Genomic DNA, 16,533 nt, shown 5'->3' with positions numbered 1-16,533 from the left:
CATTCGGGTTCGTTACAGCGCGGCAAAAAATAATTGGTTCACACAAAAAAATGTGGGAGCGAGCTTGCTCGCGATGAGGGCCTGACAGTCAACATTGACGTTGCCTGACAGTCCGCCATCGCGAGCAAGCTCGCTCCCACATAGGCCGTTGTTTATGATTGCAGCAATGCTTAGCCGCCCAGATAGGCTTCGCGCACTTTTGGATCAGTCAGCAACGCTTCACCGGTACCTTGCATCACCACCCGGCCGTTTTCCAGTACGTAGGCGCGGTCGGCGATCTTCAACGCCTGGTTGGCGTTCTGTTCCACCAGGAACACCGTCACGCCATCGCGGCGCAGCTGTTCGATGATGTCGAAGATCTGCTGGATGATGATTGGCGCCAGACCCAGCGACGGCTCATCGAGCAGCAGCAGCTTGGGCTTGCTCATCAGTGCACGGCCGATGGCGAGCATCTGCTGTTCGCCACCGGACATGGTGCCACCGCGCTGCATAAAGCGTTCCTTGAGTCGCGGGAACAGGCCCAGGACCTTGTCCATCTGCTCCTGGTAATCGCCCTTGTCGGTGAAAAAACCGCCCATGGAGAGGTTTTCTTCCACCGTCAGACGGGCAAACACCCGGCGACCTTCCGGGACCACTGCGATGCTTTTACGCATGATATGTGAGGAGTCCTGGCCGACCAGTTCTTCGCCCATGTAGCGAATGCTGCCGCTATGGGCTTGCGGCGAACCGCACAGGGTCATCAGCAGGGTGGATTTGCCGGCGCCGTTGGCACCGATCAAGGTCACAATCTCGCCCTGGCGGACTTCGACGTTGACGTTGTGCAGGGCCTGGATCTTGCCATAGAAGGTGGAAACGTTATCGAACTGCAGCATTTACGCTTCCCCCAGGTAGGCTTTGATCACTTCAGGGTTGTCCCGGATCTGGTCCGGTGTACCGTTGGCCAGAGGCGTGCCCTGGTTGATCACGAAAATGTGGTCGGAGATGCTCATGACCAGTTTCATGTCGTGTTCGATCAGCAGCACGGTCACGTCATGTTCTTCACGCAGGGTGCCGATCAGCGCCTTGAGGTCGTCGGTTTCCCGCGGGTTGAGGCCGGCGGCCGGTTCGTCGAGCATGAGGATGCTTGGACGGGTCATCATGCAGCGGGCGATTTCCAGACGGCGCTGCTGACCATACGCCAGGGTGCCGGCCGGCCGGTTGGCGAACTCCTTGAGGTTGACCTTGTCGAGCCAGAACTCGGCGTATTCCATGGCCTCGCGTTCGCTGCGGCGAAACGCTGGCGTCTTGAACAGACCCGCCAGGAAGTTGGTATTCAGGTGCCGGTGCTGAGCAATCAGCAGGTTTTCCACGGCGGTCATTTCCTTGAACAACCGCACGTTCTGGAAGGTCCGCACCACGCCTTTACCGGCGATCTTGTGGCCGGGCAGGCCTTCGATCGCTTCACCGTTGAGCCGGATGGTGCCGGCGGTTGGCTGGTAGAAACCGGTCAGGCAGTTGAACACGGTGGTCTTGCCGGCGCCGTTGGGGCCGATCATCGACACCACCTGCTTCTCTTTCACGCTCAGGGCTACGCCATTGACTGCCAACAATCCGCCAAAGCGCATGCTCAGGCCATCTACTTTCAGAATCTCTCTGCTCATTTACGCAGCTCCATGTGAGGACGTTGCATGGGCAGCAGGCCTTGTGGACGCCAGATCATCATCAGCACCATCAAGGCGCCGAACATCAACATGCGGTATTCGCTGAAGTCACGCATCAGCTCGGGCAACAGGATCATCACGACAGCCGCGAGGACCACGCCCAATTGCGAGCCCATGCCGCCCAATACCACGATGGCGAGGATGGTGGCCGATTCGATGAAGGTGAATGACTCCGGCGTGACCAGACCCTGACGTGCGGCGAAGAAGCTGCCAGCAAAACCGGCGAAGCAGGCACCGAGGGTGAAGGCCGACAGCTTGATCACGGTCGGGTTCAGGCCCAGGGCACGGCAGGCGATTTCGTCTTCACGCAGCGCTTCCCAGGCACGGCCGATCGGCATGCGCAGCAGGCGGTTGATCACGAACAGCGCGAACAGCGCCAGCAACAACGCAACCAGGTAGAGGAAAACCACCTTGCTGACCGGGTTGTAAGTCAGGCCGAAGAACTCGTGGAAGGTCTGCATGCCTTCAGCGGCCGTTCTTTCGAAGCTCAGGCCGAACAGCGTCGGCTTGGGAATGTTGCTGATGCCGTTCGGTCCGCCAGTGAGGCCCGTCAGGTTACGCAGGAACAGACGGATGATCTCGCCAAAGCCCAAGGTCACGATCGCCAGATAGTCACCGCGCAGACGCAGCACCGGAAAGCCCAGCAAGAAGCCGAAGGTCGCAGACATCAGTCCGGCGATGGGCAGGCAGATCCAGAAATTCAGACCGTAGTAGTGCGACAGCAGCGCATAGCTGTAGGCGCCCACGGCGTAGAAACCGACGTAGCCCAGATCGAGCAGCCCCGCCAGACCGACCACGATGTTCAGGCCCAGGCCGAGCAGCACATAGATCAGGATCAGCGTGGCGATATCCACCGCTCCGCGCGAGCCGAAGAACGGCCACACCAGTGCAACGGCAATCAACGCCATGATGAACCAGCGCTGGGTGCTGGGCAGGGTCAGGAAGTGGCTCGCGCTGGCCGGGATCAACTTACCTTTGGGCACGGACCGCATGGCGGCCGTGTATTGGCGGTCGAACAGCACGCGCAGGAACATCAGCACCGAGCAGGCGGCGATGATGATCAGCGTGGAGGTAGTGGCACCCTGCACTTCGAGGTTGATGCCGGCGATGGACAGTTTCAGACCGAGTACCGGATAGGCCACGGCCCAGACCAGCAGGGCGCTGAACAGCGCCTGTTTAAGATTCCTGATCATACTTTCTCAACCTCCGGACGGCCCAGCAGGCCGGTTGGCCGGAATAACAACACTAGAACCAGAAGGCCGAAAGCCACCACGTCCTTGTACTGGTCACCGAACACATCGGCGCCGAATGCTTCGGCTACCCCCAGCACCAGACCACCGAGCATGGCGCCCGGAATGCTGCCGATGCCGCCCAGAACTGCCGCGGTAAAGGCCTTGAGGCCCACCAGGAATCCGGAGTTCGGGTTGATCACGCCATACTGCATGCTCAGCAGTACAGCCGCCACGGCGGCCAGGGCCGCACCGATGACGAAGGTCAGGGCGATGATGTTGTTGGTGTTGATGCCCAGCAGGTTGGCCATCTTGATGTCTTCGGCACAGGCCCGGCAGGCCCGACCCAGACGTGAACGCGAGATGAACGCGGTGAGGCAGAGCATCACCACCAGGGTCACGATGAACACCAGGATCTGCATGTAGGAGATCAGCACTTCCTGTGCACCGCCCGGACCGAAGCTGAAGCTGCCTGGAATCAGGTTGGGGATCGATTTGTCCTTGGAGTCCTGCGAGAGCAGTACGGAGTTTTGCAGGAAGATCGACATGCCGATGGCCGAGATCAGCGGGATCAACCGGTTACTGCCCCGTAGAGGGCGGTAGGCGATCCGTTCGATGCTGTAGCCGTAGGCACTGGTTACAACGATGGTCGCCAGGAAGGCGGCGGTCATCAACAGCGGCAGAGAATGGATACCCAGCATGGCCAGTCCGGCAAGGACGATGAAGGCCACGTAGGAACCAATCATGTAGACCTCGCCATGGGCGAAGTTAATCATTCCAATAATGCCGTAAACCATTGTGTAGCCAATGGCTATCAAGGCATAGGTGCTGCCAATGGTCAGACCATTAACCAGCTGTTGGAAGAAGTGATAGATCTCAGGCATTACAACGCTCCTAAAAACCTGATACGCATTTCACTGGTGGAGTCATGTTCCGGCCCGGGCTGTGTGGTCTGTGGCCACCTTCGCACGAACGTTTGCCAGCGAACCGCTGGTGACGGTTTTAAGATTTTCAGGTAAGTCAGCTCCCGGATCGCGGGACCCTGACCCATTAACCTCGTAAAACAAAGCCCACTGCTTGCGCAGTGGGCTCTATTACTCAGGGAGCCAGGTTACTGAGGCGAAACTTCAGTTTTAGGTTTGCCGAAGTGCCACTGGTAGACCACGAACTTGAAGTTCTTCAGGTCGCCCTTGTCGTCGAACGACAGGTCGCCGGTCGGAGTCTTGAAGGTGCCGGCGCGGATAGCGGCGGCCACTTTGGCAGTGTCTTCGCTCTTCGCTGCCTTGATGCCTTCAGCGATCACTTCAACTGCCGAGTAGGCCGGGAACACGAACGGACCGGTCGGGTCCTGCTTCTTGGCGGCGAACGCGTCAACCAGCGCCTTGTTGGCCGGGTCCTGGTCGAAAGACTTCGGCAAGGTCACCAGCAGGCCTTCGGAAGCGTCCTGGGCGATTTGCGAGATGGAGTCGTTGCCGACGCCTTCCGGCCCCATGAACTTGGCGTTCAGGCCTTTTTCCTTGGACTGACGCAGGATCAGGCCCAGTTCCGGGTGGTAGCCGCCGTAGTAGACGAAGTCGACGTTGGCTTGCTTGAGCTTCTGGATGATCGAGGAGAAGTCCTTGTCACCGGCGTTGAGGCCTTCGAACACGGCAACCTTGACGCCTTTGCCTTCGAGGGTTTTCTTCACGGCGGTGGCGATGCCTTCACCGTACTGCTGTTTGTCGTGCAGCACGGCAACGATTTTCGGCTTGATGTGGTCGGCGATGTAGTTGCCGGCGGCAGGGCCCTGGGCACTGTCCAGACCGATGGTGCGGAACACCAGTTTATAACCACGGGTGGTGATGTCCGGGTTGGTGGCGGCCGGGGTGATCATGATCACGCCTTCGTCTTCGTAGATGTCCGAAGCCGGTTGAGTGGAGCTGGAGCACAGGTGGCCGACAACGAATTTCACACCATCGTTGACCACTTTGTTGGCGACGGCCACGGCTTGTTTAGGGTCGCACGCGTCGTCGTATTCCTTGGCTTCGAGCATCTTGCCGTCGACACCGCCCTTGGCGTTGATCTGCTCGATGGCCATTTTGGCACCGATGAACTGCATGTCGCCGTATTGAGTGACCGGGCCGGTTTTAGGGCCGGCGATGCCGATCTTGATGGTGTCAGCTGCGAACGAATGGCTGGCAACCCCGGCCAGAACCATAGCGGCAAACAGTCTGGAAATCTGCTTAGTAGCCTTATTCATAGTGCTCCACTCTTGCTGTTGTAGTTTTTATAGTCCTGGCGGCCATAGCTGCAGAACCGGATTAGATAGTTTGAGTATCTCTCCGGAAATGCCCCCGGCAACTGTACCGGTACAGTGTAGAGCGCCGGTCATTCGCTTGGAAAGCTGGCTGCTGGGGGCAAAACCCGGGTGTGTCGCTTAATTGACAGAAAAAGACAGAATTGCGGCGGGGATTTTGCCTGAATTGAGCGGCAATCCTTGGCATTCCTGAACTTTTCGATCAGTCACTCATTTGCAACTGGGTTTTTCTGCCTGGTCACCGGCGTTATCATTGCGCCGATTTTTTTCCTGGTGAGACCCATGACTCAAGAACCTAGCACCCTCTATGCCAAACTGCTTGGAGAAACCGCATCGATTACCTGGAAGGAGCTTGAGCCGTTCTTTGCCAAGGGTGCCCTATTGTGGGTCGATACCTCTCTGGATTTGATCGCAGTTGCAGAGGCGGTGGCCGAGAATCAGGCCGAGAAAGTGGCTGCCTGGTTGACCAGTGATGTGCTTGCGAAGGTCTCTGCGTCGCGGGCCCAGGATCTTCTGGAGCGCGATCCACAGTTGTGGGCAGTGGTCGTTTCGCCCTGGATTTTGATCCAGGAAAGGGCACGGCCCTGAATGATCGCACCAGATTGGTGCTGTCATTCTGAGCGTAAAAGTGTGTAGGTGAGTAACCGCGATCTGAGTGATGGCACGGTGCCGTAGAGAAACGCCCCATCTGATCGAGGCTGGCGATAAAAATACTGAGGGGCGGAACAGTTGGCGGAACAAAGCCAGTGTCGCTTAATTGTTTCAGGTTGTGAGCAACTGGCAAAGCATGCCGGTCGCAGACATTGAGCGTCGTCGGATTGCCCATGGGGGGCGAATCGACCGTTTGCCGATCAATGTATAAAAGTGCAGTCGTATAGCCGAGCATCGCCAGAATCCCTCAGTCTTTTGTCTTTGTTTTTATTGGGGAGGACTGTAGAAAAAGCCGGCAAATACTGGCGCTGGGCGGCGAATGGGGCAATGGTCAAAGCCCTCAATCTGGTTGACTGGTTTGGCCAAAGTGCGAGTGAGTGTGCCTGTAGAGATCGTTCCCACGCTCTGCGCGGGAACGCCTCATTGGACGCTCCGCGTCCGTCTCAGCGGTGACGCAGAGCGTCACGGTATGCATTCCCACGCGGGAGCGCGGGAACGATCAACCGCGCGATTTCAGTTAGCTGTCTTGCCCGTATGGTTATTCAGAGAAATAACCTTGGTCTTGCCGATGCGATGGCGATAGATCTCGCGCAGGTACTTGATGGCCTTTTTCACGCAATCGCGAGACAGGCGGATGTCATTGATCGAGACGAACTTGTCCTTGTCGTTGATCAGCTCGCGGTACTTTTTCTCATACATCGGCTTGATCGCGTACCAGTTGGTATCGAGGATTTTTGCCGGGTTTTCGAATTCGTTGAGCAGATCGTCGATGAGGTCTTCGTCGAACGCTTCATTGATGATGAAGTCGAGGATCGAGTTGTCCAGCGTGTCATCGAAACGGTACGGATTACGCGCAAAGCACCGCTTGATGAAGGCCACGATCAAGGTCAGGAAGTCGTCGGAGAGGCACGGGCTCTTGGCGATCAACGTGGTCAGCGACAAGTTGGCCGAGGCACCGATCACCAGGGCATAACGCTTGAGCGTGGTGTTGGGGAACAGGCTGTTGAGGTGGGTCTTCAACCGGTTCAGATCCATGTACGACAGCTTGTAATCCTTGGGCAAGGATACGATCGATACCACCGAGGAGCAGTTCTTGAAGAAGTGCAGATCGTGCAGCGCCGCAGCGTCGTAACCCGAATTCTTGTACTGCTCCAGCGACGCGCGATAGCGCTTGGATTCAATCGGCAGCAGGCTGATGCCTTCGATGGCCTGGGTAACCTTGTTGAAGTGCGGCAAGTCGATGGAGCGGAAGAACAGGTCGTCGATGTTCAGACGTTGCGGCTCTTTCTCGAAGACTTTGAATTTGTCGCTCGACGGCGCCGGGGATTCCGGTACCACGGATTCCGCGTAGGCAATGGCCACCGGGCCGGCCAGACTCATGAACAGATCGTTGGCGTCCAGGCGAATGGTTTCGCCAATGTCGATACCGGCCCGACGGAAGTAGTTCTGGTCGTAGTCGGTGGTCACGGCCTGGGCGGTGAGAATGTTGAAAATCTGCTGAGAGATGTACTGGTTGGCGTGCTTTTCCATGGCATTGACATCAATGTTCTGGATGTTGCCGTCATCGCTTTCCTCGGCGTAACGCATGATGTCGTTGGAGATCAGCATCATTGCGTTCCACGGACGGATCCGGCCCATGACGCTGGCTTCACTGCTGTCTTCATTGTCGAAGTTGTAGGAGAAGTCCCATTCCTCCGACAGGTATTTGCAAAGCAAACGACCGGCGTTGATGTGCAGCGCTTCGGACATTTCACTACGGTGATCGGAAATGTTCGGCAGTACGCAAATGCCGCTGGTGAAGATCGGTTCGAATACGAAGGAGTGGCCGCTCTTGCTGTCATGTTCGTCCACCGGTTTGGTGTCGAACGTCTTGTTCATGTACGAGTATTGCTGGGCCAGGCCGAACTCCGAGGCCATGCCCGAGCCCGTACCTCCGCCTGCGCTGAAGATCGAGAAGTACAGGCGCGACTGGTTGGCCTTGATCCCGCAAGAGTCGATCAGGTAGGAGTGGATCATTTTCCAGTCGGGGCTTGAAAAGCGCTGGGTGTCCTTGTTGAGGATGATCTTCGCCAGGTACTGACCGAGGATCGGTGCGTTACCGGCACCGCCTGCGTGGACTTCCGAAAGGTCCATGATTTTCATTTTGCTGTAGTCGCGCAGGAATCCGCTTTTTTCGCCTTTACGGGAAAAACGGATGCGACCGGCAATGTCTTTGTCCAGGTCGCCCAGCATGACCAATGGCTCGACCAGAAACACCGGTTTGGTGGCTTTGTTCGGGCCCAGGCGCAGGTTGTTACGGATCCACTGCGCAGGGCTGTAGCCCTTGTCGGCGTAAGGCTTGTCTTCGTTGTTGAATTCGTTCAGGTAGAACTTGCGGGCGTTGTACACCAGCTCCGCTACGTCCAGAGCAATGTTCGATCCGCAGCGGCCCAGGCCGATCAGGCAGACCGAAGGAAATTCCTGTTCACGGCGCAGTTCATTGTCGTCTTCAAGGTGCGGTGCACGCGGGAACACCATGTCGCGCAGGCCATCGAGGTTGTCGAGGATGCGATCGGTATTGGTCTCGGTGTAGTACAGGTACTGTTGGCTCGCGAGGGGACGCGGGCTGGTCAATGGTTTCGACCCTGAGGGTTTATCCGGGGATATGAGCGTCAATTCGGATATATCGTTGGCAGGGTTGTTTTTAGAAGTCATTGTGCGCCACGTACTTGGACTGGTCGGCTCGGTGACGAGATGTCATCGAGCCATCACGGAATGGGATCTTGCGACTTTACAGTGCGACTTTGACCCGAGCGATAGGGTTCAACCTTAGGTACGCCAGGGGGAATCCTTTCCTGAATCATGTTGAATCGGCCAATATTCGGCGTTCTTTAATTGGGCAGGAGTAATTTATGAGTGCTGAGTTACCTTCCCTGGCGTTTGCCGGCATCGGTTTGATGGGCTTGCCGATGTGCCGACGATTGTTGGCAGCGGGCTATCCGCTGACAGTGTGGAACCGCAATCCGCAAAAATGCGCGCCGCTGGTCGAGGCCGGAGCGCAGCAAGTCTCCACACCTGCTGAACTGTGCCAGCAGGCCGATGTGGTGATGCTGTGCCTGGCCGATACGGCCGTGGTGCGAGAGGTGGTGTTCGGCACGGCTGGCGTGGCACAGGGGGCAATGGCCGGGAAATTGCTGGTGGACTTCTCCAGTCTGGAGCCGACCGCCACCCGGGAAATGGCCGCACAGTTGCTGAGCGCGACGGGCATGAGCTGGCTGGATGCGCCGGTCTCGGGCGGTACCTCGGGGGCCGAGTCAGGCAGCCTGGCGATCATGGTCGGTGGCGATGCGGCGGATCTTGAGCGCGTGCGGCCAATCCTCTCGAGCCTGGGGCAGCGGGTCACTCACATGGGCGCTGTTGGCGCGGGTCAGGTGACCAAGGCTTGCAATCAGATGATTGTCGCGTGCAATGCGCTGGTGATCGCTGAGGTAGTGGCCCTGGCGGAGCGCTCGGGTGTCGATGCAAGGTTGATCGTCGAGGCGTTGGCCGGTGGTTTTGCCGATTCCAGACCGCTGCAGATCCTTGCCCCGCAAATGGCTGAAAGCCGTTTCGAACCGGTGAAATGGCACGTGCGCACATTACTCAAGGACCTGGACACGGCAGTGAAATTTTCCCGCGAGCAGGGTTCGGCAACGCCCATCAGCGGACTGGCTGCACAGCTGATGCGCCTGCATGGTGGCCAAGGCTATCTGGAAAAAGATCCCGCGACGTTAGTCCATCTGTACCGCGAGCAACGTTCAGAAGATTGAGGGTGGCCGGACAGTGGTGTTTACGCTGGTTGATTTCGTTTAGCACCGGGCCCAACTCATCCAGCGCAATCGGGCGGCTCACTAGGTAGCCTTGAACGAAATCGCAACCGTAATGGTTGAGGAATTCGTATTGCTGCTCGGTTTCGACACCTTCGGTGACCACCTGCAAATGCAGGGTATGGGCCATGACGATAATGGCCTGGACGATCTCCATGTCCTGGGTCGACTCAGGGATGTCCTGGATGAAGGAACGGTCGATTTTCAAGGTGTTCAGCGGTAAGCGCTTGAGATAGGCCAGGGACGAATAACCCGTGCCGAAATCGTCGATCGACAGCGAGACGCCGAGGGCGCGAATCTGGTGCAGCAGCACCTGCGTGTTGGCGATACTGCCCATCAGGGCGTTTTCGGTGACCTCCAGTTCCAGCTGTTGCGGGGCAACGCCGGCGGCTCGTAACGCACTTTCGATTTCATCGACGAGTTCTTCGCGGGCCAGGTTCAGGGCCGAGCAGTTCACGGCGATTTTCAGCTCTTCACAGCCATGCCTGGAAAGCGTACTCAAGTCCTTGCAGGCTTTGCGCAGGACCCAATTGTCCAGCTCAGCGATCAGTCCGTTGGCTTGGGCAATGCCTATGAACCGATCGGGCGCCAACAAGCCGTACACCGGATGTTGCCAGCGAACCAGCGCCTCAAGCTTGGTGACCTGACCGCTTTTGAGGTCAAGTATCGGTTGGTAGTAAAGCGTCAGTCCGGAGTCATCGCGCAGTGCGTTGCGCAGCTCTTCTTCGAGTTGCAGTTCGAGGGTGGCCTTGGTTTTCAGGTTGGAACTGAAGAAGTGCAAGCCATTGCGGCCGTTGCCTTTGGATTGGTACAGCGCCAGGTCAGCATTTTTCAGTAGCTCCTCGCAGGTCTTTCCATCGTCGGGAAACAGGCTGATACCGATGCTGGTGGTCATGACCATGCGCCGCCCGGCCAACTCGATGGGCTCCTTCATTTTTTGCATGATGCGTTGTGCCATGTGCCGTGCTTCATCGCGATTGTGAAGGCTGATCAGGATGCAGAATTCGTCACCGCCAAAGCGTGCAACCACATCGTCATGGCTGCGGGTCGCGTTTTTGATGTGGCTGGCGATGACTTTCAGCAACTCGTCGCCGGCGTCATGACCGAGGCTGTCGTTGATGCGCTTGAAGTGATCGATATCCAGAAAGATCACCGCCAGCATGCCGCCGCCGGTGCTTTTCTCGATGATTTTCTCGGCGAAGATCTGGTTGAAACCGCGGCGATTGATCAGGTTGGTCAAGGGGTCGTAATGGGCCACTTGCTGCAACGACATGCGAGCCTGATCCAGTTGGCTGAGCAGCGCGTTGACCCGGCAAAGGTCGTGCTCCTTGTTTTGCAGTTTTTTGTCGGCAAGTGCGGCGCTGATACTGCTGCCGGTGATCAGCAGGGTGATGACGGCAACAGTCAGGCCCAGCTGCATGTGGTTGTTGTCGATGGAGAGTTGCTGGAGAGCCCCGACGGGCAGCACGAGGGACAGTGACCACATGCCTGTGTAGTGCATGCAGACGATTCCGGCTCCCAGGAGCAGGCTGGCGGTGCATTTGAGCAATTGGTGGAGCATGCCGCTGCCATTGCGCAGATAACGCGAGAGCAACAAGGCTGCGAGGCTGGCGCCAATGGCGATCACGATGGATAAGCCAAACAGCGTGGGTTGGTAGTAGGCAGTCGCATTCGAGTTCATCGCTGCCATGCCTGTGTAGTGCATGGTGCTGATCCCCAGGCCCATCCACACCGACGCTTGCACGTACTGCCTGATACGCAGGTGCGCGTGACTGAGGGTATTCATCGCCAGCAACGATGCAATCAAGGCGATCAGTAGCGAGAAAAGGGTAATCGGCAGATCGTAATGGATTTCAATCGGTGCCTGGAACGCCAGCATGCTGATGAAGTGTGTGGCCCAGATACCACCGGCCAGACAGCATGTTCCGACCCCCCGCCAGAGTCGTTGGGAGGCGGGTTTTTCCACGTGGCCAACCCGTTCGGCCACGTCCACAACGGCGAAGCTGGCCGCACATGCGACCAGGTAAGCGAACAGCACCAGAAAGGGGTTATGAGTGCAATTAAGTACTACCTGTCCACTCTCTGGAAGCTCGGCAATAAAATGCAAACCAAGCCAATCCATAGCATGCCCCGTCACTGTGTCATCCCGCGTGAGTGCCATAGCCACTGGCGAATGCCTGGAGTATAGAGGGCGTGCACAGACCGCAAGCGGTAGTGGCACATTAATGTCAATGATTTTGTAATGGGCTCAAGAGCGTTTAGGAATAAGCCGGTGCGAGGCCTGCGCGGCAGAAGCCGTTCCGGTTTCCCAGGTGCGGGTTGATCGGCCGATTCGCCGGGTGCTGGCGATCCCGACCTTTCTTTGGCTGGTGTCTTAGATCGTTCCCACGCTCCTGCGTGGGAATGCCGCCATGGACGCTCTGCGTCCGCTTTGGGGGTGACGCAGAGCGTCACGAGATGCATTCCCACGCAGAGCGTGGGAACGATCTACGGACGGTTTTTTACTGGTAATAAAAAGGCCCGCATTACGCGAGCCTGTTTTTTCGGGGGAGAAGAGGGCTAATTAGCCCGCCACCAACACCCGAATCGCTTCCAGACGCAATGCCGCTTTGTCGAGCATGGCCAGGCCTTGCTCGCGTTGCCGGCGCAGGGCGACCAGCTCGCTGTCGCGCACAGTCGGGTTGACCGCTTGCAACGCGGTCAGACGCGCCAGTTCTTCGTCGGTATCGGCAGCCAGACGACGTTGCGCTTCAGCAACCCGTTCGGCGTGGCGAGGCGTGATCTTCTCTTCGCCAGCGTTGATCCTTGGCGTCAGCTGATCGCGCTGGGCCTGGACAAACTTGTTGGCGCTGGCTCGTGGCACGCTTTCCAACTGGTCGTTCAAGGTCTCGAAGGAAACCCGGGTCGACAAGTCATTGCCATTGGTATCGAGCAGGCAGCGCAGGGCGGCCGGGGGCAGGTAACGACCCAGTTGCAGCGAGCGTGGAGCAACCACTTCGCTGACGTAGAGCAGTTCCAGCAACACGGTGCCTGGTTTGAGCGCCTTGTTCTTGATCAGCGCGACAGCGGTGTTGCCCATCGAACCGGACAGCACCAGGTCCATGCCACCTTGCACCATCGGGTGTTCCCAGGTAATGAACTGCATGTCTTCGCGAGACAGCGCCTGGTTGCGGTCGTAGGTGATGGTCACGCCTTCGTCGTCGCCCAGCGGGAAGCTGGCGTCGAGCATTTTTTCGCTTGGTTTGAGGATCAGGGCGTTTTCCGAATGGTCTTCGCTGTCGATGCCAAAGGCGTCGAACAGGGTTTCCATGTAGATCGGCAGGGCGAACTGATCGTCCTGTTCGAAGATCGCCTCGACCAGCGCATCACCTTCGCCGGCGCCACCGGAGTTGAGCTCCAGCAAACGGTCGCGACCGGTGTGCAGCTCGCTTTCCAGATGCTCACGGGCTGCGCGCGCTTCGTCGATCAGGACTTGCCATTCGCCGTCATCGGCGCTTTCGAGCAGCGGCAGCAGGCGCGGGCCGAACTGATGCTGCAGGGCGTTGCCGGTCGGGCAGGTATTGAGGAAGGCATTCAGCGCTTCGTGGTACCACTGGAACAAGCGCTCTTGCGGACTGGTTTCCAGGTATGGCACGTGCAGCTCGATGACGTGTTTCTGGCCGATCCGGTCCAGACGGCCGATCCGCTGTTCCAGCAGGTCCGGGTGCGACGGCAGATCGAACAGAACCAAATGATGGGAGAACTGGAAGTTGCGGCCTTCACTGCCTATTTCCGAACAGATCAGTACCTGAGCGCCGAACTCTTCATCGGCGAAGTAGGCCGCAGCGCGGTCACGCTCCAGGATATTCATGCCTTCGTGGAAGACCGTGGCCGGAATGCCGGAGCGCACGCGCAGGGCGTCTTCCAGGTCCATTGCGGTTTCGGCATGGGCGCAAATCACCAGTACTTTGGTGCGCTTGAGCATCTTCAACGTGTCGATCAGCCATTCGACCCGCGGGTCGAAGCGCCACCAGCGCTCTTCTTCGTTGGCGTCCGGCTGGGCCTGGAAGCTGACTTCCGGGTACAGCTCGGCGTGTTCGCCCAGCGGCAGCTCGAGGTATTCGTCCGGGCACGGTAGCGGGTATGGATGCAGCTTGCGCTCCGGGAAGCCCTGTACGGCGGCGCGGGTATTGCGAAACAGTACGCGGCCGGTGCCGTGGCGGTCCAGCAGCTCACGGACCAGACGGGCGCTGGCTTCAGCGTCTCCATCGTTGACGGCAGCGAGCAGGGCTTCACCTTCGTCGCCGAGGAATCCTTGAATGGTTTTGTGCGCGGCCGGGGACAAACGGCCATGATCCAGCAGCTCCTGAACGGCTTCGGCCACCGGGCGATAGTTATCGCTTTCGGCGCGGAACGCGTTCAGGTCATGGAAGCGGTTCGGATCGAGCAGGCGCAGACGAGCAAAGTGGCTGTCCTGACCCAGCTGCTCCGGGGTTGCGGTGAGCAGCAAAATGCCGGGAATGACTTCAGCCAGTTGCTCGACCAGTGCGTACTCCGGGCTGACCTGGTCTTCGTGCCAGACCAGATGGTGGGCTTCGTCGACTACCATCAGGTCCCAGCCGGCAGCGAACAGCGCGTCCTGAGCCTTCTCGTCGTCAACCAGCCACTCCAGCGCCACCAGCGCCAGTTGAGTGTCTTCGAACGGGTTGGCAGCATCGCTTTCGATAAAGCGTTCAGCATCGAACAGCGCAACCTGCAGGTTGAAGCGGCGTCGCATTTCCACCAGCCACTGGTGCTGAAGGTTTTCCGGAACCAGGATCAGCACACGATTGGCGCGGCCCGAGAGCAGTTGACGATGGATCACCAGACCGGCTTCGATGGTCTTGCCCAGGCCTACTTCGTCGGCCAGCAGAACCCGCGGCGCGATACGGTCAGCGACTTCACGGGCGATGTGCAGCTGGTGCGCGATCGGTTGCGCACGCACGCCACCCAGGCCCCAGAGCGACGATTGCAGCTGGCGACTGGTGTGTTCGAGGGTGTGGTAACGCAGGGAGAACCACGCCAGCGGGTCGATTTGCCCGGCGAACAGCCGGTCGCTGGCCAGGCGGAACTGGATGAAGTTCGACAGTTGGGTTTCCGGCAGGGTAACCACTTCGTTCTGCGCGTTGAGCCCGTGGTAGACCAGCAGGCCGTCGAGGTCGTCGACTTCGCGCACGGTCATTTTCCAGCCTTCGAAGTGAGTGATCATGTCACCCGGCGAGAACCTCACGCGAGTGAGGGGCGCATTCCGAAGCGCATACTGACGAGTGTCGCCAGTGGCCGGATAGAGCACGGTCAGCAAGCGACCGTCCTGTGCCAGAACGGTGCCTAAACCTAGCTCGGCTTCGCTGTCACTAATCCAGCGTTGCCCCGGTTGATACTGCTGCGCCATGCTGCCTGACTCCCGCCTTGAAAAAGCCGACTATCTTAACGGATCGACGCCTTCAGAGCCAAAGGACTCTCATAAAAACTAATAAGCGTGGAAGGTAGCGCATTAAGGCATTCGCCGAGATGCAGGGCATGAGTGGCGACGACCGGGTCACAAGTTTGCGACCGATGGCTCAAGTCGTTACCCCGGCGGCCGACAGCCTGCTGACAGGAGACTATTAATTATGCTGCCACCGATGCTCCCCTTGAGTGCCGTGCCGATCACCTCTCAACAGGATCCTGTCCGGCCCAGACCGGATATTGCGCCTGTCGTGCCGGTGGAACCGAGCTCCAGTGAAAGCACCATCGACCTGCCGAAGCGCGATGCCGAGCATTCAGCTGTGTTGTTGCGCGAAGAACAGCGGCGCCAGCAAGAGCGAAACAAGCGCCGCCGTGAAGCCGAAGAAGATTCTGACGAGCACTTGGCGGTGCCTGGCAATGAACTGAATGCGGACAACACCGTCCCTGTAGTGCCGTTGATGGACGAACAACCGCGTCAGGGTTTGTGGGTGGATGTCGAGGTTTGACCTGTTGCGCTTGCAGAGCAATCTGCCATTGATCATCCCGCTCGCCTGCCTGATATCGCAGGCGCGGGTCGAAAACATCTTGTCGACACATCTATTATTGAGCTCATGTCAATCTCTCGACTGGTCAGCGCCCGCATCACACCGCATTATTGGCAGACCCCGGCGTGCAGTGCGGTTATTGCGTCACTGCTGCGCCTGAATTCGACCGACAGCCAGACGATGCAATCAACGCCATGAGCCAAGACGACAAGCTGATAGACCTGAACTCCGAACGTGCCAAACGCGTGCATGACCTCAATGAAAAGCGTCTGAACGAAGTGCGCCAGGCATTCGAGCAGGCCATGCCGTTGGGAAAACCCAAGAAAAAGCCAAAAAACAAACCGAAGAAGCGTTGAAACACCCAGCATCCATTGATGCAGGTCATTTATTTCCCTCCTTTACGCCCTGTTTCGGGCGCTATTGATCCCGGTCAATTTTCTCCTGCGCCCGATTGGTTAACTTAGCCCCATCGCAACAGGGCAAGTGCAGGAGGCCAGTCATGTTTTTCGACAATGTAGTGATCGCCGGAGTGTCGACAGTCGGCCTCATGGTTCTGTTTTTTGCCGGTTTTGGATTTTTCATCTGGAAAGACGCACATAAGCGCAAAAAGCCTTAAGTCTTTCCGGTACACGAGCACGCAAGGCATTTTGGGCGACTTCGGTCGCCCTTTTTTTTTGTGCGCGATACACCGATCAATGTAGGAGCCGAGCTTGCTCGCGGCGGCCTGACAGCCGGTCTGGCTCTTGCTGGTGTACATATCCATTTCTGCGGTAACAGCCACTTAGGGTTCCGCCCTTACGG

At 58.1% G+C, this 16,533-nt stretch carries 13 protein-coding genes; 5 read left to right on the top strand and 8 right to left on the bottom strand.

Annotated elements, in window-relative coordinates; genetic code table 11:
- Positions 1–170: 170 nt before the first annotated feature.
- The 5 genes from AC07W5_RS09485 to AC07W5_RS09465 all read right to left on the bottom strand — a co-directional run bounded on the left by AC07W5_RS09485 (position 171) and on the right by AC07W5_RS09465 (position 5,168).
- Positions 171–872: an ABC transporter ATP-binding protein gene (locus tag AC07W5_RS09485; protein WP_494992639.1), complete on the bottom strand. Its 702-nt coding sequence runs from the start codon at positions 870–872 to the stop codon at positions 171–173.
- On the bottom strand, positions 873–1,640 hold the full coding sequence (gene livG / locus AC07W5_RS09480) for a high-affinity branched-chain amino acid ABC transporter ATP-binding protein LivG (RefSeq protein WP_494992640.1): 768 nt from the start codon (positions 1,638–1,640) through the stop codon (positions 873–875).
- The gene (locus AC07W5_RS09475; protein WP_494992641.1) at positions 1,637–2,893 is read right to left on the bottom strand and encodes a high-affinity branched-chain amino acid ABC transporter permease LivM; all 1,257 of its coding nucleotides are present in this window, start codon (positions 2,891–2,893) and stop codon (positions 1,637–1,639) included. The genes livG and AC07W5_RS09475 overlap by 4 nt, the downstream gene beginning before the upstream one ends.
- Positions 2,890–3,813, bottom strand: a complete 924-nt coding sequence (gene livH, locus AC07W5_RS09470) for a high-affinity branched-chain amino acid ABC transporter permease LivH (protein ID WP_494992642.1) — start codon at positions 3,811–3,813, stop codon at positions 2,890–2,892. The genes AC07W5_RS09475 and livH overlap by 4 nt, the downstream gene beginning before the upstream one ends.
- Positions 3,814–4,040: 227 nt before the next feature.
- Complete coding sequence (locus tag AC07W5_RS09465) at positions 4,041–5,168, bottom strand: branched-chain amino acid ABC transporter substrate-binding protein (RefSeq protein ID WP_495010342.1); 1,128 nt, start codon at positions 5,166–5,168, stop codon at positions 4,041–4,043.
- A 339-nt stretch (positions 5,169–5,507) separates the two neighbouring features.
- Here AC07W5_RS09465 and AC07W5_RS09460 point away from each other — a divergent pair, with 339 nt between their 5' ends.
- The gene (locus AC07W5_RS09460; RefSeq protein WP_494992644.1) at positions 5,508–5,813 is read left to right on the top strand and encodes a DUF2288 domain-containing protein; all 306 of its coding nucleotides are present in this window, start codon (positions 5,508–5,510) and stop codon (positions 5,811–5,813) included.
- Between the two features lie 576 nt (positions 5,814–6,389).
- Here AC07W5_RS09460 and AC07W5_RS09455 read toward each other — a convergent pair.
- Positions 6,390–8,570 carry a hypothetical protein gene (locus tag AC07W5_RS09455; protein ID WP_494992645.1) on the bottom strand — a complete coding sequence of 727 codons (2,181 nt, stop codon included), beginning with the start codon at positions 8,568–8,570 and terminating at the stop codon, positions 6,390–6,392.
- Between the two features lie 197 nt (positions 8,571–8,767).
- Here AC07W5_RS09455 and AC07W5_RS09450 point away from each other — a divergent pair, with 197 nt between their 5' ends.
- Positions 8,768–9,664, top strand: coding sequence for an NAD(P)-dependent oxidoreductase (locus tag AC07W5_RS09450; protein ID WP_495023255.1), 897 nt, complete (start codon positions 8,768–8,770; stop codon positions 9,662–9,664).
- Here the strand turns inward: AC07W5_RS09450 and AC07W5_RS09445 are convergent.
- Together AC07W5_RS09445 and rapA are read right to left on the bottom strand one after the other, a co-directional pair.
- Positions 9,555–11,843, bottom strand: coding sequence for a bifunctional diguanylate cyclase/phosphodiesterase (locus AC07W5_RS09445; RefSeq protein WP_495023254.1), 2,289 nt, complete (start codon positions 11,841–11,843; stop codon positions 9,555–9,557). The genes AC07W5_RS09450 and AC07W5_RS09445 overlap by 110 nt on opposite strands.
- A 441-nt stretch (positions 11,844–12,284) precedes the next feature.
- On the bottom strand, positions 12,285–15,131 hold the full coding sequence (rapA, locus tag AC07W5_RS09440; RefSeq protein WP_495023253.1) for an RNA polymerase-associated protein RapA: 2,847 nt from the start codon (positions 15,129–15,131) through the stop codon (positions 12,285–12,287).
- A 220-nt stretch (positions 15,132–15,351) separates the two neighbouring features.
- Between rapA and AC07W5_RS09435 the strand changes: the two genes are divergently transcribed.
- The 3 genes from AC07W5_RS09435 (at position 15,352) to ccoM (ending at position 16,348) form a co-directional block, all read left to right on the top strand.
- A complete protein-coding gene (locus AC07W5_RS09435; RefSeq protein WP_495023252.1) occupies positions 15,352–15,693 on the top strand; it encodes an aspartate-semialdehyde dehydrogenase in 342 nt (113 codons plus the stop codon).
- A 233-nt stretch (positions 15,694–15,926) separates the two neighbouring features.
- Positions 15,927–16,088 carry a hypothetical protein gene (locus AC07W5_RS09430; protein WP_392886021.1) on the top strand — a complete coding sequence of 54 codons (162 nt, stop codon included), beginning with the start codon at positions 15,927–15,929 and terminating at the stop codon, positions 16,086–16,088.
- Between the two features lie 143 nt (positions 16,089–16,231).
- Positions 16,232–16,348, top strand: a complete 117-nt coding sequence (gene ccoM / locus AC07W5_RS09425) for a cytochrome c oxidase subunit CcoM (protein ID WP_494992650.1) — start codon at positions 16,232–16,234, stop codon at positions 16,346–16,348.
- The last annotated feature ends 185 nt before the right edge of the window (positions 16,349–16,533 follow it).

It is taken from the genome of Pseudomonas sp. GW821-FHT01E05 (assembly GCF_059422425.1).
The sequence above is the reverse complement of the archived record's forward strand: the minus strand, read 5'-3'. Positions and strand labels throughout refer to the sequence as shown.

What these genes read in the sequence shown, in the direction of transcription:
- AC07W5_RS09465 (WP_495010342.1), bottom strand. Translation starts at nt 5,168, where the DNA reads ATGAATAAGGCTACTAAGCAGATTTCCAGACTGTTTGCCGCTATGGTT.
- AC07W5_RS09445 (WP_495023254.1), bottom strand. Translation starts at nt 11,843, where the DNA reads ATGGATTGGCTTGGTTTGCATTTTATTGCCGAGCTTCCAGAGAGTGGA.
- rapA (WP_495023253.1), bottom strand. Translation starts at nt 15,131, where the DNA reads ATGGCGCAGCAGTATCAACCGGGGCAACGCTGGATTAGTGACAGCGAA.
- AC07W5_RS09460 (WP_494992644.1), top strand. Translation starts at nt 5,508, where the DNA reads ATGACTCAAGAACCTAGCACCCTCTATGCCAAACTGCTTGGAGAAACC.
- AC07W5_RS09435 (WP_495023252.1), top strand. Translation starts at nt 15,352, where the DNA reads ATGCTGCCACCGATGCTCCCCTTGAGTGCCGTGCCGATCACCTCTCAA.
- livG (WP_494992640.1), bottom strand. Translation starts at nt 1,640, where the DNA reads ATGAGCAGAGAGATTCTGAAAGTAGATGGCCTGAGCATGCGCTTTGGC.
- AC07W5_RS09485 (WP_494992639.1), bottom strand. Translation starts at nt 872, where the DNA reads ATGCTGCAGTTCGATAACGTTTCCACCTTCTATGGCAAGATCCAGGCC.
- AC07W5_RS09450 (WP_495023255.1), top strand. Translation starts at nt 8,768, where the DNA reads ATGAGTGCTGAGTTACCTTCCCTGGCGTTTGCCGGCATCGGTTTGATG.
- ccoM (WP_494992650.1), top strand. Translation starts at nt 16,232, where the DNA reads ATGTTTTTCGACAATGTAGTGATCGCCGGAGTGTCGACAGTCGGCCTC.
- AC07W5_RS09455 (WP_494992645.1), bottom strand. Translation starts at nt 8,570, where the DNA reads ATGACTTCTAAAAACAACCCTGCCAACGATATATCCGAATTGACGCTC.
- AC07W5_RS09475 (WP_494992641.1), bottom strand. Translation starts at nt 2,893, where the DNA reads ATGATCAGGAATCTTAAACAGGCGCTGTTCAGCGCCCTGCTGGTCTGG.
- AC07W5_RS09430 (WP_392886021.1), top strand. Translation starts at nt 15,927, where the DNA reads ATGAGCCAAGACGACAAGCTGATAGACCTGAACTCCGAACGTGCCAAA.
- livH (WP_494992642.1), bottom strand. Translation starts at nt 3,813, where the DNA reads ATGCCTGAGATCTATCACTTCTTCCAACAGCTGGTTAATGGTCTGACC.